Origin of the sequence: Curvibacter sp. PAE-UM (genome assembly GCF_001432305.1) — a bacterium.
Taxonomy (GTDB): domain Bacteria; phylum Pseudomonadota; class Gammaproteobacteria; order Burkholderiales; family Burkholderiaceae_C; genus Hylemonella.
Genome location: NZ_KQ483358.1, coordinates 1308233 through 1333101 on the forward strand (window position 1 = coordinate 1308233; position 24869 = coordinate 1333101).

The window sequence follows — 24869 nt, forward strand, 5'->3', positions numbered from 1 at the left end:
GAACAGGAGCGAATTTCATGATCAACAAGATCGCGGCCTCGGTGGCCGAGGCATTGGCCGGCGTGAAGGACGGCTCCACCGTCATGATCGGCGGCTTCGGCACGGCGGGCATCCCGCTGGAGCTGATCGATGGCCTGATCGCGCAGGGGGCGAAAGACCTCACGGTGGTCAACAACAACGCCGGCAATGGCGACACGGGCCTGGCCGCGTTGCTGGCCACGGGCCGCGTGCGCAAGATCATCTGCAGCTTCCCGCGCCAGGCCGACAGCTTTGTCTTCGATGGCCTGTACCGCAGCGGCAAGCTGGAACTCGAACTGGTACCCCAGGGCAATCTGTCCGAACGCATCCGCGCCGCGGGTGCCGGCATCGGTGGTTTCTTCACGCCGACGGGCTACGGTACGGACCTGGCCAAGGGCAAGGAAACGCGCGTGATCGACGGCAAGGGGTATGTGCTGGAGTCGCCCATCCACGGCGACGTGGCGCTGATCAAGGCTGAGTGTGGCGACCGCTGGGGCAACCTGACCTACCGCAAGACCGCGCGCAACTTCGGCCCCAGCATGGCGATGGCCTGCAAACAGACCATCGCCAGCGTGCACGAGATCGTCGAGCTCGGCGGGCTGGACCCGGAGGCCGTGGTGACACCGGCCATCTATGTCAGCAAGATCGTGAAGATCGCACGCCAGGCCACGCAGGCCGGCGGTTTCAAGAAGGCGGTATGAGATGAGCTATCAAAAACGTAGCAAAGACCAGTTGGCCGCGCGTGTGGCCCAGGACATCCCAGAGGGGGCGGTGGTCAACCTGGGCATCGGCCAGCCCACGCTGGTGGCCAACCACATCCCGAAAGAGCGCGAGGTGCTGCTGCACAGCGAGAACGGCCTGCTGGGCATGGGCCCGGCGCCGGTCGCGGGGCAGGAGGACTACGACCTCATCAACGCGGGCAAACAACCGGTCACGCTGCTGCCCGGGGGCTCCTACTTCCACCACACCGACAGCTTCGCCATGATGCGCGGCGGCCACCTGGACATCTGCGTGCTGGGCGCCTTCCAGGTCAGTGCCACCGGTGACCTGGCCAACTGGCACACGGGCGAGAAGGATGCGATCCCCGCCGTGGGCGGCGCCATGGACCTGGCAGTCGGCGCCAGGCAGACCTGGGTCATGATGGACCTGCTGACCAAGCAGGGCGAGAGCAAGATCGTGCAGGCCTGCAGCTATCCATTGACCGGCATCGCCTGTGTCAAGCGTGTCTACACCGACGTCTGCACGCTGGACTGCACGCCGCAGGGCTTGAAGCTCGTCGATCTGGTCGACGGCCTGACACACGCCGAACTCGAAAAGATGATCGGCTTGCCGATCGCGAAATGAACCGAATCAAGGAAACGTCATGAATCAAGCCTATATCTGCGACGCCATCCGTACCCCCTTCGGCCGTTACGGCGGCGTGCTGTCCAGCGTGCGCGCCGACGACCTCGGTGCCATCCCGATCGCCGCGCTGATGGCGCGCAACCCGAAAGTGGACTGGGCGGCCTTGACCGACCTGATCTACGGCTGTGTCAACCAGGCCGGCGAGGACAACCGCAACGTGGGTCGCATGGCGGCTCTCCTGGCGGGCCTGCCGCCTGAAGTGTCGGCCTCCACCGTGAACCGCCTCTGTGGTTCGGGGCTGGACGCGCTGGGCAGCGCCGCGCGCGCCATCAAGGCCGGTGAGGCCACGATGATGATCGCCGGCGGTGTGGAGAGCATGAGCCGCGCGCCTTTTGTGATGGGCAAGGCCGAAAGCGCCTTCAGCCGCAGCGCCGAGATCTTCGACACCACCATCGGCTGGCGCTTCGTCAACAAGCTCATGAAGCAGAAGTACGGCACGGACTCCATGCCCGAGACGGCCGAGAACGTGGCCGACGAGTACAAGATCAACCGCGAAGACCAGGACAAGATGGCCCTGGCCTCGCAGCTCAAGGCCGTGGCCGCGCAGAAAGCAGGCTACTTTGACGCCGAGATCACCCCCGTGACCATTGCGCAGAAGAAGGGCGATGCCATCGTCGTGAGCAAGGACGAGCACCCGCGCGAGACCTCGCTGGAGGCCCTGGCCAAGCTCAAGCCCATCGTGCGCGAAGGCGGCACGGTGACGGCGGGCAACGCCTCGGGTGTCAACGACGGCGCCTGTGCCCTGCTGCTGGCGAGTGAGGATGCCGCCAAGAAGCACGGCCTGACACCACGTGCCCGCATCGTGGGCATGGCCACCGCCGGTGTGGCCCCGCGCATCATGGGCATCGGCCCCGCGCCTGCTACGCAGAAAGTGCTGGCACTCACTGGCCTGACGATGGCGCAGATGGACGTGATCGAGTTGAACGAGGCCTTTGCCGCCCAGGGTCTGGCCGTGCTGCGCCAGTTGGGTGTGCGCGACGACGATCCGCGTGTCAACCCGAATGGCGGCGCTATCGCTCTGGGCCATCCGCTGGGCGCTTCGGGTGCGCGTCTGGCCACCACCGCTTTGAACCAATTGCAAAAGACCGGCGGCCGTTATGCCCTGTGCACCATGTGCATCGGCGTGGGGCAGGGCATTGCGGTGATCATCGAGCGCGTCTGAGTCGGGGCTAACCCTGATGCGAGCCGGGCTTTGCCCGGCTTTTTTTCGCCCATCGGAAAACTGATTTTCCTGGGCCGCCTTGTACCCGGGCCGTCTTTGCTCAACACTGCGGGATTCAGGATGCGACGCATCCACTACCCATGAACGAGGAGACACTTTGATGAGCAAGAAGATCGGCTGGATCGGCCTGGGTCGTATGGGCGAGGCGATGGTGACCAAGCTGCTGAAGGCCGGCCACGCCGTCCACGTCTGGAACCGCACCGCCTCCAAGGCCGCCCACCTGGCCGAGTACGGCGCCAAGATCGAAACGAACAAGATCGACCTGGCCAGCTGCGACGTGGTTTTCACCATGGTCTCCACCACCGACGACCTCAAGGAAGTGCTGTTCGGCCCCGGCGGCCTCGTGACGGGCGCCAAGAAACCCCAGGTGGTGGTGGACAGCTCCTCCATCTCGCAGGAGGGTTCGGCCGAGATCCGTGCCCAGCTCGAAGGCATGGGCGTGGGTTATCTCTGCACCCCGGTTTCGGGCAATGCCAAGGTCGCCAAGGCCGGCAAGCTGCTGACGGTGTCGTCCGGCCCCAAGGCGCTGTACGAGCAGGTCGAGCCCTATCTGCAGGCCATGGCGCGCAAGGTCATGTGGGTGGGCGAGGGCGAACTGGCCCGCATCTGGAAGATCGCGCACAACACCATGTTCGGCGTGATCATCCAGAACCTGTGCGAGATCACCGTGCTGGCCGAGAAGGCCGGCATTCCGCGCAATGTCTTCCTCGAAAGCATCAACGATTCGGTGCTGGGCTCCATGTACACGCGTTACAAGACGCCGGTGCTGAGCAACCTGAACTTCGACCAGGTGACCTTTACCCCGAAGCTCCTGCTCAAGGACATGGACCTGGGCATGAGCGCGGCCAAGGCCCATGGCGTGCCCATGCCATCGGCGGCCGCCACGCGCGAGTCGATCGCACGCATGGTGGGCCACGGCCATGACAACGTGGACTTCGCCATCCTGCTGCAGGAGACGGCGAACGACGCCGGTCTGCAGATCAAGCCGCTGAACCTGCAGATCCCCGACGGCCTGTCGTCCTGAGCGTAGAGATGTCTGCTGTGCGCACCCTGATCCGCGGCGCCACCGTCATCACCATGGACGCGCTGGGTGACCTGCCGCGTGGCGACGTGCTGGTGACGGGTGACCGCATCACGGAGATTGCACCCACCCTCCACGCCGACGATGCACAGGTGGTGGACGCCACCGGCTGCATCCTCATCCCCGGCCTGGTCAACGCGCACATGCACACCTGGCAGACCGCACTGCGCGGCCTGGCCGCCAACTGGACGCTGCTGGAGTATTTCAAGAACATGCACGCGGGCCTGGCCACGGTGTTCGAGCCGCAGGACCTGCACATCGCCACCCTGGTGGGCGCGCTGAACCAGCTCAACTGCGGCACCACCACCCTGGGCGACTGGTGCCACAACAACAAGACGCCGGCGCACAACGACGCGGCCATCACCGGTTTGCTGGAGTCCGGCATCCGCGCCGCCTTTTTCCATGGCACACCCAAGCCCGATCCCAAGCCGGGCGAGCGCCCCTTCTGGGAAGTTCCGCACCCGCGTGCCGAGGTCGAGCGCCTGCTGAAAAGCCATCAGGGCAAGGCCCTGCTGAGCGTGCACGCCGCCGTGCTGGGCCCGCACTACTCCACGCTGGACGTGGCCCTGCACGATTTCCGCATGGTCCGGGAGTTGGGCATCATCGGCTCCCTGCACCAGGGCGGTGGCGCAGCGCGCACCCCGGACGGCTGGGAAAAGCTCGAAGCCGAGGGCCTGCTGGGCCCGCAGATCAACATCGTGCACGGCCACGCGCTGAGCGACGAACAACTGAAGCGCTTCTGCGAACTCGGCATGAGCTTCTCGGCCGCGGCCGAGAACGAGATGACGCAGGGCCACGGCCACCCCATCACCGGCCGCCTGCGCGCTTACGGCAAGGCCCCCTCGCTGGGCGTGGACCTGGAAAGCGTGCTCAGCGGCGACATGCTGACGCAGGCGCGCGTGGCCCTGGGCATGCAGCGCAGCCTGGACAACGTGGCCTACCGCGAAGCGCACGGCAGCATTCCCCCCACTTCCACCATCACCACGCGCGAAGCGCTGTCCTGGGTCACGGTGGAAGGCGCCCGCATGCTGGGCCAGCTCGACCGCATCGGCACACTGGCCGCCGGCAAGCAGGCCGACCTGGTGCTGATCCGCGCCGACGACCTGAACATGCAGCCCGTGCACGACCCCGTGAGCACGGTGGTCATGCAGACCACGCTGGCCAATATCGACAGCGTGATGGTGGCCGGGCGCTGGAAGAAGCGCCACGGCAAGCTGGTGGATGTGGACCTGGCCCCGAAGCTTGCAGCGCTGCAGGCTTCAGGCCGCAAGATCACGACGGCGTTGGGCTTGTCGCGATAAGCAGAGAAAAGCTGACTACGCCTGGAGGCCGAGGGCAGCGCAGAGTGTTCGAGTCATAACTATTGAAGGAGACAGACATGAAACGCGTTCTTATTTCTGCAGCCCTGTTGCTGAGTGCCGGCCTGGCGCTCGCGCAGGGGTATCCGAGCAAACCGATCCGCATCGTTGTGCCCTTCACGCCTGGCAGTGCCACGGACATCATGGCGCGCATCGTGGGCGAGAAACTCAGCACGGCCTGGGGCCAGACCGTGATCGTCGAGAACAAGCCCGGGGCAGGCGGCACGGTCGGCTCGGCCTTTGTGGCCAAGAGCGAGCCCGATGGCTACACCCTGCTGGTGGTGTCCACCGGCCACGTGGTCAACCCGGTGCTCTACCCGGGCCTGAGCTACGACACCGTGGGCGACTTTGCTGGCATCACACCGCTGGCCTCGCTGCCCAATGTGCTGGTGGTGGGCGCCAACAGCCCGATCAAAAGTGTCTCGGAACTGATCGCCGCCGCCAAGGCCAATCCCGGCAAGCTCAACTACGCCTCGGCCGGCACCGGCAGCGCCACGCACGTGAACGCCGAGAAATTCCGCGCCGTCACGGGCCTGCAGGCCACCCACATCCCCTTCAAGGGCACACCCGAGACCATCACCGAGACCGTGGCCGGTCGTGTCGACTTCATGTTCACGCCCGTGCTCTCGTCCATCCCGATGATCCGCGACAACCGCATGCGCGCCCTGGCGGTCAGCACGGCGCAGCGTTCCTCGGCCCTGCCGGAGGTGCCCACGGTCGCCGAAGCGGCCGTGCCCGGTTTTGTCTTCGACTTCTGGATCGGCCTGCTGGCGCCGGCCAAGACACCGCGCGACGTGGTCAACAAGCTCAACCAGGAAGTCAACAAGGCCCTGAACCAGCCCGATGTGAAAGAGCGCATGGCCAAGCTCGGTGGCGAGCCCCTGCCGATGACACCCGAGCGCTTCGATGCCTTCATCCGCGAGGAGCATGCGACCCTGAGCGTCATCATGAAGGGCGCCAAGTAAGCCCGATGCAGACCCTGCGCGTCAACATCTTCAACACCTCCAGCAACCTGCCGCTGCTCGCGGCGCAGGAGGCCGGCTGTTTTGCGCGGCGCGGTCTGGCGCTGGAGATCCAGCACACGCCGAACTCCGATGCGCAACGCAGCGGCCTGGTCGCGGGCAGCTTCGACATTGCCCACGCCGCGGTGGACAACGCCGTGGCCATGGTGGAGGCAGGGCAGGACGTGGTCATCGTGCTGGGCGGGGACGCTGGCATGAACGAGTTCATGGTCCGTGAGGAGATCGGCAGCATCGCCGATCTGCGCGGCAAGGTGCTGGCTGTCGATGCGCCCAACACGGCCTATGCCCTGGTGGCCAAGAAGATCCTCAAGAACCATGGCCTGCTGGAGGGGCGCGACTACACCGTGCGCCTGGCCGGCGGCACCGGGCCGCGCGCGGCCGCCATGGTGGCCGACCCGCAGCTGGCCGCCGGCATGATCAACCCGCCTTTTTCCTTCACGGTGCGCCAGCAGGGCCTCAAGAGCCTGGGCAACCAGTACACCCTGCTGGGGCCTTACCAGGCCACCGGTGCTTTTGTCCTGCGCAGCTGGGCGCAGGCCCACGCGGATGTCCTGCAGCAGTACCTGGCCGCTTGCATCGAGGGCCATCGTCTGGTGATGGACCCCAGCCACCGTCCACAGATGATCGAGCTGCTGATGCGCAGCTTCAAGCTTGACAGCGCTGCGGCCAGCGGCACCTACGAGGCGCTGCTCACGCCGGGCGCCGGTCTCGCGCCGGATGCCCGCTTCAACACCGAAGGTTTCCAGACCGTGCTGGCCATCCGTGCCGAGATGGAAGGCATGTGGGGCGGCACCCCGCCGGCGCCGGCCAGGTACATCGACCTGTCGTATGCCGAACGTGCCATCCAGACCATTTCATAAGCAGAGGAGATCCACCATGAAGCGTTTTGTCCTGAGCGTCCTGTCGGTCCTGGCCCTGGGCTCCGCCCTCGCGCAAGGCTACCCGGCCAAGCCCATCAAGTTCATCGTGCCCTTCACCGCAGGCAGCGCCACCGACATCGTGGCGCGCAGCGTGGGCGACGCCATGAGCCGCAGCATGGGCCAGCCCATCGTCATCGAGAACAAGCTCGGTGCCGGCGGCACCATCGCCGCCGCCCAGGTGGCCAAGAGCGAAGCCGACGGCTACACCATCCTCGTGCATTCCTCGGCGCATGCGCTGAACCCGGCGCTTTACAGTAGCCCCGGTTACGACACGCTCAAGGATCTGACGGGCGTCACCGCCCTGGCTGCCATCCCCAATGTGCTGGTCGTGCATCCGGCCAAGGGCTGGAAGACCCAGGCCGAGTTGATCGCCGCCGTCAAGGCCAACCCGGCCAAGTTCAACTACGCCTCGGCCGGCATCGGCAGCGGCACGCACATGAACGCCGAGATCTTCCGCCTGCAGGCCGGCATCGAGGCATTGCACGTCCCCTACAAGGGCACACCCGACGCCATGAACAACGTCATCGGCGGCTCCAACGACTGGTTCTTCGCCCCGCTGGCCGCGGCCCTGCCGCTGATCCGCGACAACCGCCTGCAGGCCCTTTCGGTGAGCACCAAGATGCGCGCCTCCACCCTGCCGGACGTGCCCACCAGCATCGAAGCCGGCCTGCCCGCCTCCGACTACACCCTGTGGGTCGGCATGATCGTTCCTGCGGCTACCCCGGCGGCCGTGATCAGGAAGCTCAACGAGGAAGCGCTCAAGGCCTTGAACAGCCCCGAGCTGAAAGACCGCATGTCCAAGCTCGGCGCCGACCCCTTCCCTCTGTCGCCCGAGGCTTTCAACGCCTACATCAAGAGCGAGATGGATGTGGCCGCGCGCATCGTCAAGGCCGCCAACCTGAAAACGCAATGAAGAGGGAAGGTCCAAGGTGAAGATCCATTTCATAGGCGTCGGCAAGATGGGCCTGCCCATGGCCGGCCACCTGGCGGCTGCCGGGCACACCCTGACGGTCAGCGACCCCTGCGAGGAGCGCTGCGAGCTGGCGCAGGAGCAGGGGCTGGCCGTGGTCAGCGATGCATCGGCGGCCATCGCAGCAGCCGATGCCGTCTTTTCCTCGCTGCCGCACGACGCGGCCCTGCGCGCGGTGGCCGCCCAGGTGGCCGCTGCCGCCCGGCCCGGCACTGTCTACGTCGACACCAGCACCGTCTCCCAGCAGGCCTCGACCGACGCGGCCCAGGCGCTGGAGGGCAAAGGCCTGGCCTATCTGCGCACCACCGTCTCGGGCAACAACAAGATGGCCGAGGCCGCGCAGCTTACCGTGCTGGTTTCCGGCCCGCGGGTCGCCTACGACCAGATGCTGCCGCTGCTCAAGGCCCTGGGGCCGAACCACTTCTATCTCGGCGAGGCCGAGCAGGCGCGCCTGATGAAGCTGGTGGTCAACCTCATGATCGCGCAGACGAGCGCCATGCTGGCCGAGGCCCTGACCCTGGGGCGCAAGGGCGGCCTGGACTGGCAGGCCATGTGGGAGGTGCTGACCGCCAGCGCCGTGGCCTCGCCCATCGTCAAGGCCAAGTCCGCGCAGCTGAGCCGGCGTGACTTCACGCCCACCTTCACGGTGGAGCAGATGATCAAGGACCTGGACCTGATCCTGGCCGCCGGCGCCGCCAGCAACGTGCCCCTGATGCAGACCGCCATGACACAGAAGCTCATGCACGCCGCCGTGGTGCAGGGCAATGGGCTGGACGACTACGCGGCCATCATCAAGGTGCTGGAGCGCGGCGCCGGGCTCAACCCCAAGCTGTAATCTGACGCTGTTGATTTCCCTGGAGAGTTTCGTGACCCCATTCGTCTACACCGCCCAGCCCGCGCGCGTCGTCTTCGGCGCGGGGTCTCTCTCGCAGTTGGCCCGGGAGATCGATGCCCTGGGCTGCAAGCGCGCGCTGGTGCTGTCCACGCCCGAGCAGCGTGCTTCGGCCGAGATGGTGGTGGGCTTGCTGGGCGTGCGTGCCGCCGGCGTGTTCGACCGCGCCGTCATGCACGTGCCCATCGAGACCGCGCGTGAGGCGCGTGAAGTGGCGAAGCAGCTGGGCGCGGATTGCGCCGTGGCCATCGGCGGCGGCTCCACCACCGGCCTGGGCAAGGCCATCGCACTGGACTCGGGCCTGCCCATCCTGGCCATTCCCACCACCTATGCCGGCTCGGAGATGACGCCGATCTACGGCATCACCGAAGCGGGGCTCAAGAAAACCGGGCGCGATATCCGCGTATTGCCGCGCACCGTGATCTACGACCCCGAGTTGACGCTGAGCCTGCCCGTACCTTTAAGCGTGACCAGCGGCATCAACGCCATCGCCCACGCGGCCGAAGGCCTGTATGCGGTGGACAGCAACCCCATCATGGACCTGATGGCCGAGGAGGGCATCACGGCCCTGGGCCGTGCCTTGCCAGCCATCGTGAAGAATGCGCGCGACATGGATGCCCGTGCCGATGCGCTGTACGGTGCCTGGCTCTGCGGCACCGTGCTGGGCCACGTGGGCATGGCGCTGCACCACAAGCTCTGCCACACCCTGGGCGGCAGTTTCAACCTGCCCCACGCTGAGACACACACCATCGTGTTGCCGCACGCGCTGGCCTACAACAGCCAGCACGCGCCGCAGGCCATGGCGCGCATCCGGCGTGCGCTCGGTGGCGCCAGTGCGGCGCAGGCGGTGTATGACCTGGCGAAGAAAAACGGCGCGCCGGTGGCGCTGAAAGACATCGGCATGAAGGCCGGCGATCTCGACAAGGCCTGCGACATCGCCCTGCAGAACCAGTACCCCAACCCGCGCCCCCTGGAGCGCACGGCCATCCGCCAGCTCTTCCAGGCCGCCTTTGACGGCGTGCGCCCCGTGGCCTGATCCCGGCCCGGGCTGATCTTCCCCGTAACCCTGCCCCGTCAGGGGGCATCCGGCAAGTAGATTGCACACAATTTAATTGTGATCAATAATTCAGCCCATGCCAAAACAGAAACTCTCTCCAGACCAGGCCCTGCAGCTGGACCAGCAGCTCTGCTTTGCGCTGTACTCCGCCTCGCACGCCATGTCCAAGGCCTACAAGCCGCATCTGGACGCGCTGGGCCTGACCTACCCGCAGTACGTGGCCATGCTGGTGCTGTGGGAGCGTGACGGGCTGACCGTCTCCGAGATCGGCGAGCGCCTCTTTCTCGACTCCGGCACGCTCACGCCCCTGCTCAAGCGGCTGGAGAGCGCGGGCTATATCAGCCGCCTGCGCGATGCCGACGACGAGCGGCGTGTGTTGATCCAGCTCACCGCCGCCGGCCGCAAGCTCAAGGCCAAAGCCGCACCCATTCCCGGCTGCATGCTCGAAGCCGCGCAGTGCTCATTGAACGAACTCACGGCCCTGACCCGCCAGGTCCAGCAGCTGCGCGACCGCCTGCAAGCCTGACTTTTTTACAAACCAACAGGATCTCACCATGACCACCGTCCTCAACAAGGTTCTCTACACCGCCAAGGCCCACACCACGGGTGGCCGTGACGGCCGCTCCGTTACCGACGACGGCCTGCTGGACGTCAGGCTGGCACCGCCAAAGGCCCTGGGTGGCGCCGGTGGCGCGACCAACCCCGAGCAGCTTTTTGCCGCGGGCTACTCGGCCTGTTACCTGAGCGCGCTCAAGCACGTGGCGGGCATGAAGAAGGTGAGCATCCCGGCCGACGCTGCGGTGGACGCCGAAGTGGACATCGGTCCCGTCGCCCAGGGTTTCGGCCTGGCCGTGCGCCTGGCCATCAGCCTGCCGGGCCTGGAGCGCGCCGTGGCGCAGGACCTGATGGAAACCGCCCACCAGGTCTGCCCCTATTCCAACGCCACGCGCGGCAACATCGCCGTGGACCTGCGCCTGATCTGATGTCATGAAAAAAGCCGCCGGGCTCTAGGGAGCCCGGCGGCTTTTTTGCGGGTCCGGTTCCTGATCAGCCCGGTTTGATTCCGGCCTTGATCACCACGTCTTTCCAGCGGGCCTGTTCCTTGGCGACGAAATCACCGTATTCCTTGGGCGTGCCGCCGCCTGGCGTGGCGCTTTCGGCTTCGTGCTTGGTCATGACGTCAGGTGCTTTCATGGCCTTGGCGCATTCCTGCTGCAGCCGTGTGATGATCGCCTGCGGGGTGCCGGCGCGGGCGTGGATGCCATACCACTGCTCGGTTTCGAAACCCGGATAGAACTCGCTGACGGAGGGGACATCCGGCAGCACGGAGATGCGCTTGGGCGAGCCCACGCCGATGCAGCGGATCGCGCCGCTCTTGATGTGCGGCAGCAGCGCGGGCGTACCCGCCGAGAAGAAATCAACCCGGCCGGCCAGAAAGTCCGTCAGTGCCGGGCCGGTGCCGCGGTAAGGGATGTGGGTCATGAAGATCCCGGTTTTCAGCTTCAGTGCCTCGACAGCCAGGTGACCTGCACTGGCGTTGCCGGCCGACGCGTAGTTGAGCTGGCCCGGCTTGGATTTGGCGTAGGCCACAAAGGACTTCAGGTCGGTGACCGGCACGTCCTTGTGCACGCAGAACAGGCTGGGGATGCGGTTGAGCAGGGTGACCGGCACGAAGTCCTTGTTCACGTCGTAGCCGGCATCAGGGTAGATCAGCGGGTTGACCGCCATCAGGCCGATATGGCTCATGACGATGGTGTAGCCATCGGCCGGGGCGCGCATGAGTTCCTGCATGGCCGGCACACCGCCGCCGCCGCCCTTGTTGTCGATGACGAAGTTGGCGCCCATCTGCTTGGTGAGTTCCGCAGCGATGCTGCGCGCCACGATGCTGGAGGTGCCGCCGGGTGCGAAGGGCACGATCCAGCGGATGGGCTTGCTGGGCCAGGCGCTCTGGGCATGTGTTGTCACGCCGGTGGCGGCCAGTCCGGTCGCACCCATCAGCTTCAGGTAGTCGCGTCGGCTCAGGCCTGTATCTCGGTTCATGGGTCTCTCTCTTTGATTCGGAAACCTGTTTTATGTCGCAAATCCGCTTGCAGCGCAATCTGTATTAGTACCAATACGCCCGGCGCATGAGGCTTGCAACGAGCCCCCGGAGCCATTCCCCGCGGCACCTGCTGTTTTGACTGATGCCGGTATCACGGACAATGAGAGCTGTGCCCGGCATGCCTGCCGGGCCGGAATGAAGCTGAAAGGGGATGATCATGGCCAAAATTTCGTGGTGTGCGGGCGCGATCTCGCTGCTGTTGCTGACCGGTTGTACGGTGGACTGGCAGAACCGGCACGCCGCACAGGAGGTTGCCCAGCTGTCCGCTGCGCCCGGCTCGGTCTACCTGGGCTGGCGCGTGTTCCAGGACAAATGCGCCGCCTGCCATGGGGCGGCTGCCACCGGCACGGCCAACGCCCCCGATCTCTTGCCCCGCGTACGCGCCATGGGCGAGCGCCAGTTCGTGAGCCTGGTGCTGCAGCGTTATGACCTGAACCAGCCGGCCACGCAGGTCCGCAGCGGGACGGCAGCGGGCGAGGCACAGGTCGAAGTCGTCATGCAGCGCAAGGACGCACCCCTCAGCATGCCGGCCTGGCAGAGCGAGCCGCGTGTGAACGCGCACATCCTGGACCTGCACGCCTACCTGTCGGCACGCGCCCAGGGGCGTCAGGGGGCGGAGCGCCCCACGCCCTGAGTCAGGCCTGTGCCGCCAGGTGCGCGCCCAGCAGCGCGGCGCAATCCTGCGGGTGTGTGCTGATCAGGAAGTGGCTGGCGCCGGCTACCACGGCGGGCTGGACCTGGGGCAACTGCGCCGCCAGCACCTCCGTGGCCGCCACCATGGCCGGGTTGGCGTATTCGCCACGCACCAGCAGCACGGGCAGGTCCAGTCGGGCCAGGTCAGCGCCATGCACGTCGTAGCCGAAGGCCGTGTGCCAGTCCAGCACATTGGCGGGGGCCGTCTGGCGGCAGTAGTCCTGCACCGGTGCGGGCATGGCGGCGAAGGAGCCGGCGCCACCCCAGAAGTCGATGATGCGCGCGGGCGCATCATGCTCGCCCCCGGCCACGGCCTGCTCGAAGGCCTCACTCATGCGACGTGTGGCCTGGTGCAGGTCGACGTGCCCATGGTGGTGCAGCAGGGCCAGGGGATTGGCTTCGAACAGGGCCAGGCTGGCCAACTGGACCCTGCCGCTCAGCGCCGTCGCCAGCGCCACCATGCCGCCGAAAGAGTGGCCGACCAGGTGAATGGGCCCCGGCACGCGCTGTGCCACCGCCTCCAGCACGCGCAGTTCGTGCGCCATGTCCGCATCACCCGCGCGGCGCGTCTCCGCCGTCTGGCCATAACCGCACAGGCTGGTGGCCACGAAGCGCCACTGCGGCGGCAGCAGCCGCTGGATGGGTTTCCACGCGGCCGGCGTGCTGTAGGAGCCGGGCACGAAGAGCACGGTGGGGCCGTGGCCAGATTCGCTGTAGTCGATGCCCGGGGCCGGTGTGCTGCTTGAGGTCATGGCGGCGCTTCCAGAAGGTGACGCAGCCATTGTGCGGGGGCGGGGCCTGGGTGCCAAGTCCTGTGTGGGCTTGTGGGTTCAAGGGGGTTGCTTGCGGCCCTCAGCAGCCAATCGAGCCCGCGCCATGAACGGCCGGAATGCAGCGAATGCGGAAGTTCACGAACGGCCGCTTTGCGGCTCCATCTCTTCAAGGTACAGCTCGCGCCGAGCGAGCTTCTTCATCAACGCGTACTTGGTGCTGGCAAAGCTGCATTGGCCGTGTTGGACCTCGATGCCGCCGCTCTTCTTCAATTATTGTCTATGGTTGCGTGCGGTGTTGCCATCCCGACCCCCGTCACCATCCGTGCCGCACCGCAGTGGTGAACGCACGGCAGCGTTAAGACGAACTGCGGGAGGTTAAGTGGGCATCCAACTCCGGGGGCGGTGCCAAGTCTTGTGCATAGTGCGATCTGCAGATCCAAGTCAAGCCGAAAATCGCTGTCAGACTTGGGCAGGGCATACCAATAAGACAGGGAGAACGTCAGCATGATCAAGACAGAGATGAGGTCGACACTTGGCGAAGGCGCCGTGCGGCCTTCGGACGAGGTGAATCGGCTGACGCGCCAGCGGATCCAGCGCTATCTAGACTCGCGCGACGACCCAAGCCTCTACCAGAGCACGCGCAACATGTCGCAGATCGTCGCGGACGACTATGGCAACCGTTTCCTGGTCGAACTTATCCAGAATGCCCACGACGCGCACGATGCCTCGCGTACGGATGGTGAGATTTCGATCGTGCTGGATGCCAGCGACGGGCTTGGCTGCCTGTATGTCGCCAACCGCGGGGCCGGCTTCATTGGCGAGAACCTCAAGGCGATCACCAGCGTCGCGCTCAGCAGCAAGCCGGTGAACGCCGGCGCCGGCAACAAAGGCCTGGGTTTCAGGAGCGTCCTGCAGATTTGCCACTGGCCAGAGATTTACTCGGTACAGGGCACAGGGAACGGCACGTTCGACGGCTACTGCTTTCGGTTCGCTCAGCTCGACGACCTGCGCGCCGCGCTGCCGGACGAGTCCCCCGAGTTCGTCGAGGAGATGGCGCACAACCTGCCGTTCTGGCACTTGCCGATCCCCGTAGAGCCCAGCGCGCGGGTTCAGGCGTTCGCCGAGCAGGGCTTCGCGACGGTCATCCGGCTGCCCCTCAAGTCGGCCGATGCCCTGGAGGCCGTGCGGACGCAGTTCCAGGCGTTGCGCGACCTTCGCGTGCCGCTGCAGCTGTTCCTGGACCGGGTCGGGTCCATAACCCTGGACGACGGGGTGGCTGAGTGGGTCATCTTGGACCGCGCCGTGCAGGACACCTGGTCGCTGCAGCCGCAAGGGCCCCAGGTCGACGCCCCGATCACGGTCACTAGGCTGCGCCTGGGGACCGAGGAATTCGTGGTCGGCCACTGGGACGTGGACGAGTCGCCGTTCAGGGCCGCGCTGAAAGCCAGCCTCGACAAGAGCGAGGTGCCGGAGAGCTGGGGGGCGTGGCACGGCGCTGCGCGGATCAGCGTGGCGGTGCCGCTGAGTGCACCGCTGGAAGCCGGGCGGCTGTACTGCTTTCTGCCCCTCGGGTCGGACGGCAAGGCGCCGGTCGGCGCCTACATCAACGCCAACTTCTATACCAAGATGGATCGGCGCACAGTCGACGCGTCGATCCGGCTCAACGACTTCTTCATGCGCCGCTCGGTCTGGCTGAGCTGCCAGTTGATCCACTTCCTCGTCGGCAGCGGCTGGCCGCAGGCGCCTGCGGCGGTGGTGAGCCTGCTGTGCTGGGGTGACGGCTATCTAGACACGCTGAAGCAGGCGATGCTCGAAGGGGGCAAGTCGGTCCTGGAGGGCAGCTTCCTGCCGGTGCGAGGACCGGCCGAAACGGTCGGCTGGGCATCGCCGCAGCACACCTACAGTTGGACCGCGTCCGCTGAGGCATGCCTGTCGCCCAAGGCCATTGCCGACGTGGCGGGCGGGCAAGTCCTGGTCGACTCCCTGGCGGCGCATCAGCGCCTGTCGCTGGATGTGCTGTATCAGCGGCTGCGCTTTCGTGATTTCGCGCCGCCGCCCGCAGTGATCGCCGGCTGGGTGGAAAAGGTCGCTGAGCAGCTTCACGCAGTCAGCGCGCCGCCGGAACGGTGGGCGGCGTTCTACGACGAGGTCGCCGCGGCCCTGGCGCGCCATCCGGACACGCTGTTTGGGAAGAAGTTCCTGCTCAGCGTCGGGGGCGAGCTCATCGTCAGCGAGTTGCCCCTGCCCAGCGGCACCAGCGGCCGCGCCCGGCGTGCGGCGGATGTGTACTTCGCACCGGTGCTGGCGGTGGATGCCGAGGTCGATGACGACGACAGCAGGAGGGCGCTGCCGCTGGAGCAGATGCCGGCCGACCTGGCCAAGGGCTTCGCCTTGCTCAGCCGCGACGTGCCCTGGCTCAAAGATGACGGCGGCCACCGGCCGGGGCGCTCGTTCTTGCTCGCCGGCAAGTTGGCGCGGGAATACGACACACGCGACGTGCTGCGAACGCTTGCCGGGGTGACGCGGTCGGCTCAGAACCTGGCGGTGCGCGTGCAGGCCCTGGAGTGGGCGTTTCGGCTGTGGAGCAGCGGTCGATCGCTGTCGCCCAACGAGACCCGCCTGGCCGCGTTTCACGTGCCCACCACCGTCGGGTGGATGGGTGCCGACGCCGCGATGTTCGGTGCGGGTTGGGACACGCCGAACGCTAAGAAGCTGCACGCGCTGCTGCGGACGGGGTCGACAACCTCTGACGACCTGCGGCGTTCGCTGTCGCACTTGTTGCCTGACTTCGCCGAATGGCCGGTGGCCAATGGCATCCAGGCCGACTGGATTGAATTCCTGACCGCGGCCGGTGTGGTGGACTGCTTGCGGCCCCTCATTGACGACGCCCCAGCGGTCGCCAGCGGCTTCAGGGCGGGCATGCCCGCGGCTGTCGCGCAGCTGGTGCCTAAGTTCTCCGAGGGCATGCGCGCGCACTGGCGGGCGTTGCTGACGCAGGACTGCGAGCGCATGTACGTCAGCTATGCCTACCGCGCTGATCTGAAGGCTTGGCGGCTGCCAGGTCAGTTCGATCACGAGCAGTTTCCGGTCGACTTCCGCCGGGACTACGCCGTGCAGGTGGCTTTGGCGATGCGGGCATTGACGGAAGAGCAACTGACGTTCCGCGCTGCGCGCAGCGATGCGCCCGGCAGCACGGATCGGCATGGCCTGTCGACGCCGCTGCTGGCCTTTCTGACCGGAGCGCCGTGGCTGCCCGTCTCAAGACAGCAATCAGTCATGCGGTTCGTGAAGCCTTCCGAGGCGTGGTACTTCCGGCATGAAGAAGAGCGCCCCCCGCGATTCGCGGACTTCCTGATACTGCCAGTGGTCGAGGCGCTGGACCCCACGTCGATCGAGCGGCTGCGGGCGCGTGGCGACCTGGGGCTTTTCAACGATAAGCGCCATGCCGGTCGTGCCCTTGCGTATCTCTGCGAGGCGGCCACATCCGGGCTTTCGGAGATTCGCGACACCCGCAGGTTCTATGACCTGTTTTCGCGCCTTTGGCAGGTCGCGCGGGCGGAAAACACCCTGGTCACGGGATCGGTGGTGCCGGTGATCTCGGGCGGCGTGATCGCCACATTGTCCAGCAAGGATGAGGGTGACGACGAGGGCTTGGGCACTGCTTACTTCGACGACGAGCCAGACGGGCTGAAGAAGCAGCTGCTGAAGGAGGTAGGCAAGCAGGTCTTCGACTTTGTGCGCGGCGACGCGGATGCAGCCTGGGACTGGGTCAACGCCACCGCGCCCGGCCGGTTCAGTCGAATCTCTGACGAGCCGGCCGATGTCTATGTCGACGGCATCCAGTTCGATGACCAGACGCCCAAGCAGTTGTTGACCGAGGCCATTGGTCCGTGGATCGTCGATTTCCTGGTGTGCGTCGCGGAACACAAGGGTGGCGCGTTTTTTCTGACCACGCAGAACACACTGAACGCGGTGCGCCGCGCCGCGAGCACGTTGTCGGTCGTCATCGGCAGGGAGATCCGGATCGCGCACAGTGAGCATCGGATGCCGCTGCCCGCGTCGTTGCAAGGCGCGCTGGTGCTGATGCGGCGCGAGGGGGCGGTACTGATCGTCGAGGCCACAGAGTCGCTCACGCTGGACCTGCTGGCCAAGGGCGCAGGCCAGCTCGCGCTGGCCCTTGGGTCCCGCCCACTGGCCAGCGGCCTGGACGCCGCGCTGCTGCGCCTGGCCGCGACGCTGCGCGCGGGCGATCTACAGACGCCCGACGATGACATCGTGGCTTCGGCGCTGGGCGTGGAGCCAGCGGCCATCGGGCACACCCGGCGGCTGGTCAGTGGCGACCTGATGGGCATGCTCAAGTTCGCAATCCCCTTGTCGGCTTGTTGCGCCTCGGTTGAGACGACAGCGAGCCTGCGGGAGCTGAACTCGGAGGACGAGCCTGCGGATGCTGAACTTCGAGCGGCGCTAGAGGCGCTGGCCACGCGCCTGAATCTCTCCCTGATTCAGCTGGAGGACCAACTGCTCACGGTGCTGGACCTGCCGGACTTGAAAGAAAAGTTTCGCCTGCCAATCCAGCAGCTGAACACTGCGATCGCTGATCTGGGGGAGCCGTACCTGCCGGTGAGCAACGAGTTCAAGCACAGGGCCGCGTGGACACGTTACGTGAACCGGCAACAGCCGGCGATCCTGGCGCGCTTGCGCGCCCGTGCCGTGAGTGTGTTCGACCAGCAGCAGCCGCTGAGCCAATACGTCCAGGCGCGCGACGAGGTGCTGGCGGTCCCGCCGGACGTGGCTTGGTTCACCACGTACGACGAACTGCCCGAGAGCGTGATGGACGCGCAGATCGCGGGTTGGCTTGACGCCTGCATGGCAGACGCGACCAGCGATCTGCCACTGTCGTCGACCTTGGCCGAAACCCGGACGATGAACGGCGAGCGGCTGCGCCTGTTCTGGGACGCATTCTCGCCGCTGATGTCGTCGTGGAGCACGGCGCCAGGCACAGCGACCACGCAGGAAGTGCGTCAATGCTGGATGCGGACGGACGGGGCGCGCGAAGCGCTGCTTGCGCGAGCGCGCAAGGGTGGGTGGCTGGACTTCCGTGCCCTGGACGACGACAGCATCTCGGCTTGGCTAGGCTTGGAAGGGGTCTGGCCGGCCGGGCGGCCCGTGAACCGGGATCCTGCCGCCTGGGGGCTGACCACCACCCACATGACCAGCAACGAGGAGCGAGCCAGGGCAGAGCGCGCGGCGCAGTTGGTTCGTCGCACCCAGGTCGATTTCGCGGGCACAACCATGTCGGCGTTGTCCAATGGGTACGCCGCGATAGCCGCGGCGGTGGCAGGACAGTCCGCTGCCGCGCCAGGACTGGCCAACGCGGCGGCGCATGAGGCGGCGCTGCAGATCGTGGATCCGTCCCGGTCGGGCGGAGGGTCCGGCAGCGGAGGCGGCGGGTTCAACCGCTCCAGCGAGGCGAGCATGTCCGACGAGCAGAAGATGGCCGTGGGGCTCATCGGCGAGCTCTGGGCGCGGGAGTGGCTGCGCCGGCGGCACAAGCTGACCGTCGCGGATGAGAACGTCTGGTTCTCTGGCTACCGTGACACCGTGCTGAACACCGTCGGCGGTTCGGACATCCTGGGCTATGACTTCAAGGTCGAGACCCCAAGCGTCACGTATTACTACGAGGTCAAGGCCAGCCTCGGGGACCCTCGGCGCTTCGAGATGGGCCCGACCGAAATCTTCGCGGCCCAGCGCTACCGCGCCGATGGGGACAACCGCTACCGGATCCTGTACATCGCGCATGCCGGCGATCCGGCCCGCATGACCGCGACGCTGCTGCACAACCCGTATTCCAACAAAGGTTCGGCGAGGTTCCAAACCGTGGGCAGGGGAAGTGTCACTTACGAGTTCAACGTGTCCTGAGATCGTCGGCATGAGCTGCGAAGCCTCCGCCTAATCCGTCGGTGCACGCCGACTCGCGGGCTGTGCTCGCCTCCACGAGCGGGTGAACTCCAACGTTGACGACCGGTTTCTGTCGTCGAGTTCAGCAAAGCGAAGGACCGCAACCAGCCTGAAGCGGAAATCCGGCTAGAAACGCCTAACGGCAACTCCTGGCCGTAAGGAACCGTTCGTTGCGCTATCCCCCCGAAGACGGCGCAGGGGTAGCGTACGAAGTGGCTTTATTCGAGCTGGATGCCCGCGCTCTTGACCACCATGCCCAGGCGCTCGATTTCCGAGGCGATGAACCTGTCGAACTCGGCCGGCGTGGTGGGGGCCGGTGTCACGCCCTGGGCGCCGAGATTCTTGACCACTTCGGGGGAACGCAGGATGCGGCCGACTTCGGCGGAGATCTGCTCCACGACAGGGGTGGGCGTCTTGCCGGGCGCCACCAGGCCGTACCAGTGGTCGTAGACCACGCCGGGCACGAAGTCGGCGATCACCGGCACCTCGGGCATGAGCGGCGCACGTTGTGCCGTGCTCACGGCCAGGGGAACGAGCTTGCCGTCCTTGATGAAGGGCAGGGTCAGGCCCAGCGGTGACCAGTAGTAGGCCGAGCGGCCGGCCGTGGTGTCCACCAGCGCGTCGGTGGTGCCCTTGTAGGGCACGTGCACGATGTCCAGTTTGGCCATGGCCTTGAACATCTCGCCGTTGAAGTGCGTGCCGCTGCCCACACCGGCCGAGGCGAAGTTGAGCTGGCCGGGTTTGGCGCGGACCATGGCCAGCAGCTCGGGCGCGGTCTTCACGCCCAGCGATGGGGCCACCACCAGCACATTGGGCACGCTGGTGCCGAAGCTCACGCCACGGAAATCCTTCAGCGTGTCGTAGGGCAGCTTCTTGTACAGCGTGGGGTTGATGGCGTGCGAGGCCGAGGTGAAGAGCAGGGTGTGGCCGTCAGCGTCGGCCTGGGTGACCAGGCGGCTGCCGATGGTGCCACCCGCGCCCGGGCGGTTGTCGATGATCACGGGCTGGCCCCAGGCCGCCTGCAGGCCGCGGCCGATCTCGCGCGCGACGATGTCCACCTGGCTGCCGCCCACGAAGGGCACGACGATGCGGATGGGTTTGCCGGGGAACTTGTCCTGGGCCTGCGCGGGCAGGCCGGCGGCCAGCAGGGCGAGGGTCAACACTTGCACGATTCGTAGCAGCATCTGAGTCTCCTTGGTATGGTTTTTATCGAGGGGGGAAATGGGTTCAGGGTTCAGGCCAGCGCGGCCAAACCGGCGCGCGCCACCTGGGCGTCCTGACTGGAGAGCACACCCGAGACACCGATGCCGCCGACGATCTGCCCGCCCAGCACCAGGGGGAAGCCGCCTTCGAGCGGGGTGATGCCGGGCACGGCCAGAAAACGCAGGCCTTCGCCGCCGGCGGCGATGCCGTCCTGGAACATCTTGGTGGGGCGGCGGAAGTTCACCGCGGTCAGCGCCTTGCCGGTGGCGATGGACAGGCTGGAGTGCTGGGTCTGGTCGCGCTTGAGCGCGAGCACCACGTCACCACTCGAATCGGCGATGACGATGGCCACGGGCCAGTGGTTGCGTTCCGCCTCGGCTTCGGCGGCCTGCAGGATGGCCTTGGCCTGCTTCAGCGTGAGCGGCGGGCCGTAGGGCAGGGGGGCGTCCAGTGCGGGCTGATCAGCCGGGCTCTGCGGGCCCGTTCCTTGGCTCATGCGGGGTCTCCTTCTTGAGGTGAAGGGCCATGATAGGAACGATGCGCTCTATCGGGTAATACCGATTTGCGAGAGCCGCTATAAGCCTGGCTTATGGGCTGGGCAAGCCATCGCGGCCGTACAGGGCGGCGCTAGAGCCCTCAGCGCTGCGCAGTGGCCTGTGCCAGCACGGCTGCCGCCTGGCTGGTTTCGTGCCCGCGCCAGGCCACGATCTGGTCCGGACGGATCAGCGCCAGCGGTGCTTCATACAGGGCGGCCAGTTCTGCGGCGGCATGTGGCACCACCCGCAGGTCCAGGCCCAGGGTCAACGCGGCCTGCTCGAAGGCGCGGGTGTCCGGCGCATCCTCGCCCAGCACCAGCAGCGTCCATTCGAAGTGGAAGGTGTCGTAGAGCGAGCGCCCGTCCGTCAGCCAGGCATGCGGCGGCCGCCCGCCCGGGCAGGCGCTGGGCACGTAGGTGTTCGGTGCATCGGGTGGCGCAGACGTGCCGTCCGCCACGATGATGGGGCTGCCGTCGTAACGACCGCCGAAGGTCACGCCCGGGATGTTGAACTCGCGGCGCACGTGGCCGTTCAGGTAGTCCGAGGCGGCCGATCGTGCCAACGCGCCTTCGGGACTGGCGTCTTCCAGCTCGGGGGCCGCGTCGAACAGGCCGATCGAGTCGGCGAACTGGCGCGCGTAGCCGGTGTTGCGCACGGCCAGGGGCCGGCGTTCCAGTTCGTAGCTGTCCAGCAAGGCTGCGGGGGCCTGCCGCTTGAGGACGGCGGCCAGTTTCCAGCCCAGGTTGACGGCGTCTTCGACCGCGGTGTTGTAGCCCAGGCCGCCGGTGGGCGTGAACAGGTGCACCGCATCGCCGCCGAGGAAAATGCGGCCACGCTGGAAGGACTCGGCCACCAGGGCATGGCCGGCCAGCCAGGTGGCCATGGACAAAATCTCGATTTCGATGTCCTGCCCGTAGGCCAGCGAGAACAGGCGCCGCGCGTCGGCTTCGGTCAGCGCCTCGGTGGCGGCGTCATCGGCCATCTGGATGTGGAAGGCGAATTCGCTCACACCATCCACCGACATGATGAAGGCGCGCAGCTGCGGGTTGACCACCACGTACATCCAGGCCCGGTCGTTGGCGTTGCGGGCGTAGAAGTCGGGCGCCTTCAGGTACACCGCGAGCATCTTGCCGCCCATGAACTTGCGCTTGAAGCCGGTGTCCCCGCCCCAGGCGATGCCGAGCTGCTTGCGCACGAAGCTGCGCGCGCCGTCGGCGCCCACGAGGTACGTCGCCTGCACGGCGACCGGCTCGCCGTCATCGACGGCCTGCACCACGGCCTCGACGTGAGGTCCGGTGTCGGCGAACGACTTCAGCAAGCAGCCGTAGCGCACGTCCACCGAGGGCAGCCGCTGCACCTGCTCACGCAGCTTCACTTCCACGAATTTCTGCGAGACGCGGTGCGGCAGCTCGGCGGCGCTCCACGAACCGGACATGGCCTTGATGGCCTGCGGCGCAGCCGCTGCGGTGGGCAGCCGCAGGCGGGCCAGCTCGGTGCCGGCAAAACGGGTGAGGTAGGCGATGTCGGTGGGGTGGTCCGGCGGCAGGCCCATGCTGCGGATTTCCTGCGCAAAACCCAGGCGCCGGAAATGTTCCATGGTGCGGGCCTGCGTGGCATTGGCCTGCGGGTTGAAGGCAGTGCCGGGTTTGGGGTCGACCAGCAGGCAGCGGATGTTGCGCCGCCCCAGCTCGTTGGCCAGCATCAGGCCGCAGGGGCCGCCGCCGGCGATGAGCACGTCGGTTTGCAACACGCTGGTCATGCGTTCAATTGACGCCGAAGCGCCCGGTCCATTTCTGCTCGTAGCTCATCTTGATGAAATGCTCGGCCATGAAGTCGATGAAGGTGCGGACCTTGGCCGAGAGGTGCTTGCGGCTGGGATAGGCCAGGTTCACGGTCAGGCGCGGCAGGTCCCACTCGTCCAGCACGGGCACCAGGCGGCCGGCCACCATGTCGTCGTAGACGATGTAGGTGGGCTGCACCAGGATGCCCATGCCGTCGAGCGCGGCGGCGCGCAGGATCTGGCCGTCGTTCGATTCGAGCAGGCCCTTGACGTGCAAGGCCGTGGTCTGGCCATCGCGCGTGAAGCGCAGTTCGCCGGGGTTGTTGGCGTAGGTGTAGATCAGCAGCTTGTGCTGCGCCAGCTCTTCCAGCGTCCTGGGCCGGCCGTGGCGGGCCAGGTAGCGCGGGGCGGCAACCAGGATGCGGCGCGTCTGCGCCAGGCGGCGCACGGTGATGTTGGAGTCGGGTTCGAACTCGCGCGTGCGGATGGCCACGTCGATGTTGTTGTCGATGATGTCCAGGTAGCGGTTGGCGGCCTCCACGTGCACGGTGACGTTGGGGTAGCGCTCGGTGTAGGCGCGCAGCAGCGGCGCGATGTGCTGCATGGAGAAGGACAGCGAGGCGCTGATGCGCAGCATGCCCGTGGGGTTGAGCGTGTGCGCGTTCACCACGTCCTCGGCATCCTTCAGGTCCGCCAGCAGGGTCTTGGCGCGGCTGAAGAACTCCTGGCCGGTATCGGTCAGGAAAAGACGGCGGGTGTTGCGTTCCACCAGGCGCGCGCCCAGCCGGTCTTCCAGCGCCTGCAGGTGGCGGCTGGCGGCGGCGTTCGAGAGGCCCAGCGCCTCGGCGGCACGGCTCAGGCTGCCGGTTTCGGCCACCTGGACGAACAGCTCTATTTCGGCAAAACGGTCCAAACCGGTCTCCAGTTTTTTCGCTGCGCGGAAAAGTCATTTGCGGCAGCGCTCTTTCCCAAATTGTCGCGGACTTTTACATTTGCTCAGCTAGCAAGAACCCGCAGGAGACATCCGGTATGCGCAACCTCAACGAGGACACCATCACCCAGGCCGTGATCGAACGTTTTTCCAGGACGCCCGATCCGCGACTCAAGGAGATCATGACCAGTCTGGTGCAGCACTTGCACGCCTTCGCGCGCGAGGTGCGGCTGACCGAGGAGGAATGGTTCAAGGGCATCCAGTACCTGACCGATACCGGGCACATGTGCAGCGCCACGCGCCAGGAGTTCATCCTCCTGTCCGACACCCTGGGCCTGTCCATGCTGACCGTGGCCATGAACAACGACAAGCCGGCCGGCTGCACCGAGCCCACGGTCTTCGGCCCCTTCTTCCTGGAGCAGGCCCCCGAGTACCAGCTGGGCGATGACGTGGCCAACGGCGCCAAGGGCGAGCCCTGCCTGGTGAGCGGCACGGTCAAGGGCCTGGGCGGCGAGCCGATTCCGAACGCGCTGATCAACGTCTGGCAGGCCGACGCCGACGGCAACTACGACGTGCAGTACGAACACCTGGCGCATCCGCAGGCGCGCGGCATCCTGCATGCCGATGCGCAGGGGCGTTTCCATTTCAAGACCATCCTGGCCGAGGCCTACCCGATTCCCAGCGACGGGCCGGTCGGCGCCATGCTCAAGGCCACCAAGAATCATCCCTGGCGGCCGGCGCACCTGCATTTCATGATCGAGGCGCCGGGCTACGAGCGCCTGATCACCCACGTGTTTCGCGACCATGACCAGTACCTCGACTCCGACGTCGTGTTCGGTGTGCGCTCCACGCTGATCGCGGACTGGGTCAAGGAAGCCGACGGCACCTACAGCCTGAAATACGACTTCGTGCTGAATCCGGAAAAATGAGTTCTGCGAGAGAGAGAAGAA

22 protein-coding genes are annotated in these 24869 nt (G+C 66.5%); 15 read left to right on the forward strand and 7 right to left on the reverse strand.

All coding sequences use genetic code 11. The annotated features are described in order from the left end of the window. Positions 1–17 precede the first annotated feature (17 nt). The 12 genes from AO057_RS06405 (at position 18) to AO057_RS06460 (ending at position 10927) form a co-directional block, all read left to right on the forward strand. On the forward strand, positions 18–719 hold the full coding sequence (locus tag AO057_RS06405; RefSeq protein WP_057674843.1) for a 3-oxoacid CoA-transferase subunit A: 702 nt from the start codon (positions 18–20) through the stop codon (positions 717–719). A 1-nt stretch (position 720) separates the two neighbouring features. After that, positions 721–1362: a 3-oxoacid CoA-transferase subunit B gene (locus AO057_RS06410; protein ID WP_057674844.1), complete on the forward strand. Its 642-nt coding sequence runs from the start codon at positions 721–723 to the stop codon at positions 1360–1362. Positions 1363–1381: 19 nt separating this feature from the next. Further along, positions 1382–2584: a 3-oxoadipyl-CoA thiolase gene (gene pcaF / locus AO057_RS06415; protein WP_057674845.1), complete on the forward strand. Its 1203-nt coding sequence runs from the start codon at positions 1382–1384 to the stop codon at positions 2582–2584. 79 nt (positions 2585–2663) lie between these two features. After that, a complete protein-coding gene (locus AO057_RS06420; protein WP_256380086.1) occupies positions 2664–3668 on the forward strand; it encodes an NAD(P)-dependent oxidoreductase in 1005 nt (334 codons plus the stop codon). A gap of 8 nt (positions 3669–3676) precedes the next feature. Beyond that, on the forward strand, positions 3677–5026 hold the full coding sequence (locus AO057_RS06425) for an amidohydrolase family protein (RefSeq protein ID WP_057674847.1): 1350 nt from the start codon (positions 3677–3679) through the stop codon (positions 5024–5026). Between the two features lie 77 nt (positions 5027–5103). Then, positions 5104–6048 (forward strand): tripartite tricarboxylate transporter substrate binding protein, encoded by a 945-nt coding sequence (locus AO057_RS06430; RefSeq protein WP_156404482.1) that lies wholly within the window; start codon positions 5104–5106, stop codon positions 6046–6048. Positions 6049–6053: 5 nt separating this feature from the next. Further along, positions 6054–6965 carry an ABC transporter substrate-binding protein gene (locus tag AO057_RS06435; protein WP_057674849.1) on the forward strand — a complete coding sequence of 304 codons (912 nt, stop codon included), beginning with the start codon at positions 6054–6056 and terminating at the stop codon, positions 6963–6965. A gap of 16 nt (positions 6966–6981) precedes the next feature. Then, positions 6982–7938, forward strand: coding sequence for a Bug family tripartite tricarboxylate transporter substrate binding protein (locus AO057_RS06440; RefSeq protein WP_156404483.1), 957 nt, complete (start codon positions 6982–6984; stop codon positions 7936–7938). Between the two features lie 16 nt (positions 7939–7954). Beyond that, a complete protein-coding gene (locus tag AO057_RS06445) occupies positions 7955–8830 on the forward strand; it encodes an NAD(P)-dependent oxidoreductase (protein ID WP_057674851.1) in 876 nt (291 codons plus the stop codon). 31 nt (positions 8831–8861) lie between these two features. After that, positions 8862–9923, forward strand: a complete 1062-nt coding sequence (locus AO057_RS06450; RefSeq protein WP_057674852.1) for a maleylacetate reductase — start codon at positions 8862–8864, stop codon at positions 9921–9923. A gap of 97 nt (positions 9924–10020) precedes the next feature. Next, a complete protein-coding gene (locus AO057_RS06455; protein ID WP_057674853.1) occupies positions 10021–10470 on the forward strand; it encodes a MarR family winged helix-turn-helix transcriptional regulator in 450 nt (149 codons plus the stop codon). A gap of 28 nt (positions 10471–10498) precedes the next feature. Then, positions 10499–10927 carry an organic hydroperoxide resistance protein gene (locus AO057_RS06460; RefSeq protein ID WP_057674854.1) on the forward strand — a complete coding sequence of 143 codons (429 nt, stop codon included), beginning with the start codon at positions 10499–10501 and terminating at the stop codon, positions 10925–10927. Positions 10928–10991: 64 nt separating this feature from the next. Here AO057_RS06460 and AO057_RS06465 read toward each other — a convergent pair whose 3' ends face one another. Beyond that, the gene (locus AO057_RS06465; RefSeq protein ID WP_057674855.1) at positions 10992–11984 is read right to left on the reverse strand and encodes a Bug family tripartite tricarboxylate transporter substrate binding protein; all 993 of its coding nucleotides are present in this window, start codon (positions 11982–11984) and stop codon (positions 10992–10994) included. A gap of 218 nt (positions 11985–12202) precedes the next feature. Between AO057_RS06465 and AO057_RS06470 the strand changes: the two genes are divergently transcribed. Next, complete coding sequence (locus AO057_RS06470) at positions 12203–12679, forward strand: c-type cytochrome (RefSeq protein WP_168163353.1); 477 nt, start codon at positions 12203–12205, stop codon at positions 12677–12679. Between the two features lies 1 nt (position 12680). On the opposite strand, the gene AO057_RS06475 is transcribed toward AO057_RS06470, so the two are convergent. Together AO057_RS06475 and AO057_RS18415 are read right to left on the reverse strand one after the other, a co-directional pair. Continuing rightward, positions 12681–13490: an alpha/beta fold hydrolase gene (locus AO057_RS06475; RefSeq protein ID WP_057674857.1), complete on the reverse strand. Its 810-nt coding sequence runs from the start codon at positions 13488–13490 to the stop codon at positions 12681–12683. A 156-nt stretch (positions 13491–13646) separates the two neighbouring features. Continuing rightward, entirely contained in the window at positions 13647–13781 is a 135-nt protein-coding gene (locus AO057_RS18415) for a hypothetical protein (protein ID WP_256380087.1), read from the reverse strand. Between the two features lie 234 nt (positions 13782–14015). Between AO057_RS18415 and AO057_RS06480 the strand changes: the two genes are divergently transcribed. Beyond that, positions 14016–19430: a sacsin N-terminal ATP-binding-like domain-containing protein gene (locus tag AO057_RS06480; protein ID WP_057674858.1), complete on the forward strand. Its 5415-nt coding sequence runs from the start codon at positions 14016–14018 to the stop codon at positions 19428–19430. Positions 19431–19687: 257 nt separating this feature from the next. On the opposite strand, the gene AO057_RS06485 is transcribed toward AO057_RS06480, so the two are convergent. The 4 genes from AO057_RS06485 to AO057_RS06500 all read right to left on the reverse strand — a co-directional run bounded on the left by AO057_RS06485 (position 19688) and on the right by AO057_RS06500 (position 23901). Beyond that, a complete protein-coding gene (locus AO057_RS06485; protein WP_057674859.1) occupies positions 19688–20653 on the reverse strand; it encodes a tripartite tricarboxylate transporter substrate binding protein in 966 nt (321 codons plus the stop codon). A gap of 50 nt (positions 20654–20703) precedes the next feature. Next, entirely contained in the window at positions 20704–21168 is a 465-nt protein-coding gene (locus AO057_RS06490) for a GlcG/HbpS family heme-binding protein (protein ID WP_057674860.1), read from the reverse strand. A 140-nt stretch (positions 21169–21308) separates the two neighbouring features. Next, positions 21309–22958, reverse strand: a complete 1650-nt coding sequence (locus tag AO057_RS06495; protein ID WP_240480741.1) for an FAD-dependent oxidoreductase — start codon at positions 22956–22958, stop codon at positions 21309–21311. Between the two features lie 13 nt (positions 22959–22971). After that, on the reverse strand, positions 22972–23901 hold the full coding sequence (locus AO057_RS06500) for a LysR family transcriptional regulator (RefSeq protein ID WP_057674862.1): 930 nt from the start codon (positions 23899–23901) through the stop codon (positions 22972–22974). A gap of 116 nt (positions 23902–24017) precedes the next feature. On the opposite strand from AO057_RS06500, the gene AO057_RS06505 reads away from it, so the two are divergent. Further along, on the forward strand, positions 24018–24848 hold the full coding sequence (locus AO057_RS06505) for an intradiol ring-cleavage dioxygenase (RefSeq protein WP_057674863.1): 831 nt from the start codon (positions 24018–24020) through the stop codon (positions 24846–24848). The last annotated feature ends 21 nt before the right edge of the window (positions 24849–24869 follow it).

Coding starts and splice junctions, on each gene's coding strand:
- AO057_RS06405 (WP_057674843.1), top strand. CDS start 18: ATGATCAACAAGATCGCGGCCTCGGTGGCCGAGGCATTGGCCGGCGTG.
- AO057_RS06410 (WP_057674844.1), top strand. CDS start 721: ATGAGCTATCAAAAACGTAGCAAAGACCAGTTGGCCGCGCGTGTGGCC.
- pcaF (WP_057674845.1), top strand. CDS start 1,382: ATGAATCAAGCCTATATCTGCGACGCCATCCGTACCCCCTTCGGCCGT.
- AO057_RS06425 (WP_057674847.1), top strand. CDS start 3,677: ATGTCTGCTGTGCGCACCCTGATCCGCGGCGCCACCGTCATCACCATG.
- AO057_RS06430 (WP_156404482.1), top strand. CDS start 5,104: ATGAAACGCGTTCTTATTTCTGCAGCCCTGTTGCTGAGTGCCGGCCTG.
- AO057_RS06435 (WP_057674849.1), top strand. CDS start 6,054: ATGCAGACCCTGCGCGTCAACATCTTCAACACCTCCAGCAACCTGCCG.
- AO057_RS06440 (WP_156404483.1), top strand. CDS start 6,982: ATGAAGCGTTTTGTCCTGAGCGTCCTGTCGGTCCTGGCCCTGGGCTCC.
- AO057_RS06455 (WP_057674853.1), top strand. CDS start 10,021: ATGCCAAAACAGAAACTCTCTCCAGACCAGGCCCTGCAGCTGGACCAG.
- AO057_RS06460 (WP_057674854.1), top strand. CDS start 10,499: ATGACCACCGTCCTCAACAAGGTTCTCTACACCGCCAAGGCCCACACC.
- AO057_RS06465 (WP_057674855.1), bottom strand. CDS start 11,984: ATGAACCGAGATACAGGCCTGAGCCGACGCGACTACCTGAAGCTGATG.
- AO057_RS06470 (WP_168163353.1), top strand. CDS start 12,203: ATGGCCAAAATTTCGTGGTGTGCGGGCGCGATCTCGCTGCTGTTGCTG.
- AO057_RS06475 (WP_057674857.1), bottom strand. CDS start 13,490: ATGACCTCAAGCAGCACACCGGCCCCGGGCATCGACTACAGCGAATCT.
- AO057_RS06480 (WP_057674858.1), top strand. CDS start 14,016: ATGATCAAGACAGAGATGAGGTCGACACTTGGCGAAGGCGCCGTGCGG.
- AO057_RS06485 (WP_057674859.1), bottom strand. CDS start 20,653: ATGCTGCTACGAATCGTGCAAGTGTTGACCCTCGCCCTGCTGGCCGCC.
- AO057_RS06490 (WP_057674860.1), bottom strand. CDS start 21,168: ATGAGCCAAGGAACGGGCCCGCAGAGCCCGGCTGATCAGCCCGCACTG.
- AO057_RS06505 (WP_057674863.1), top strand. CDS start 24,018: ATGCGCAACCTCAACGAGGACACCATCACCCAGGCCGTGATCGAACGT.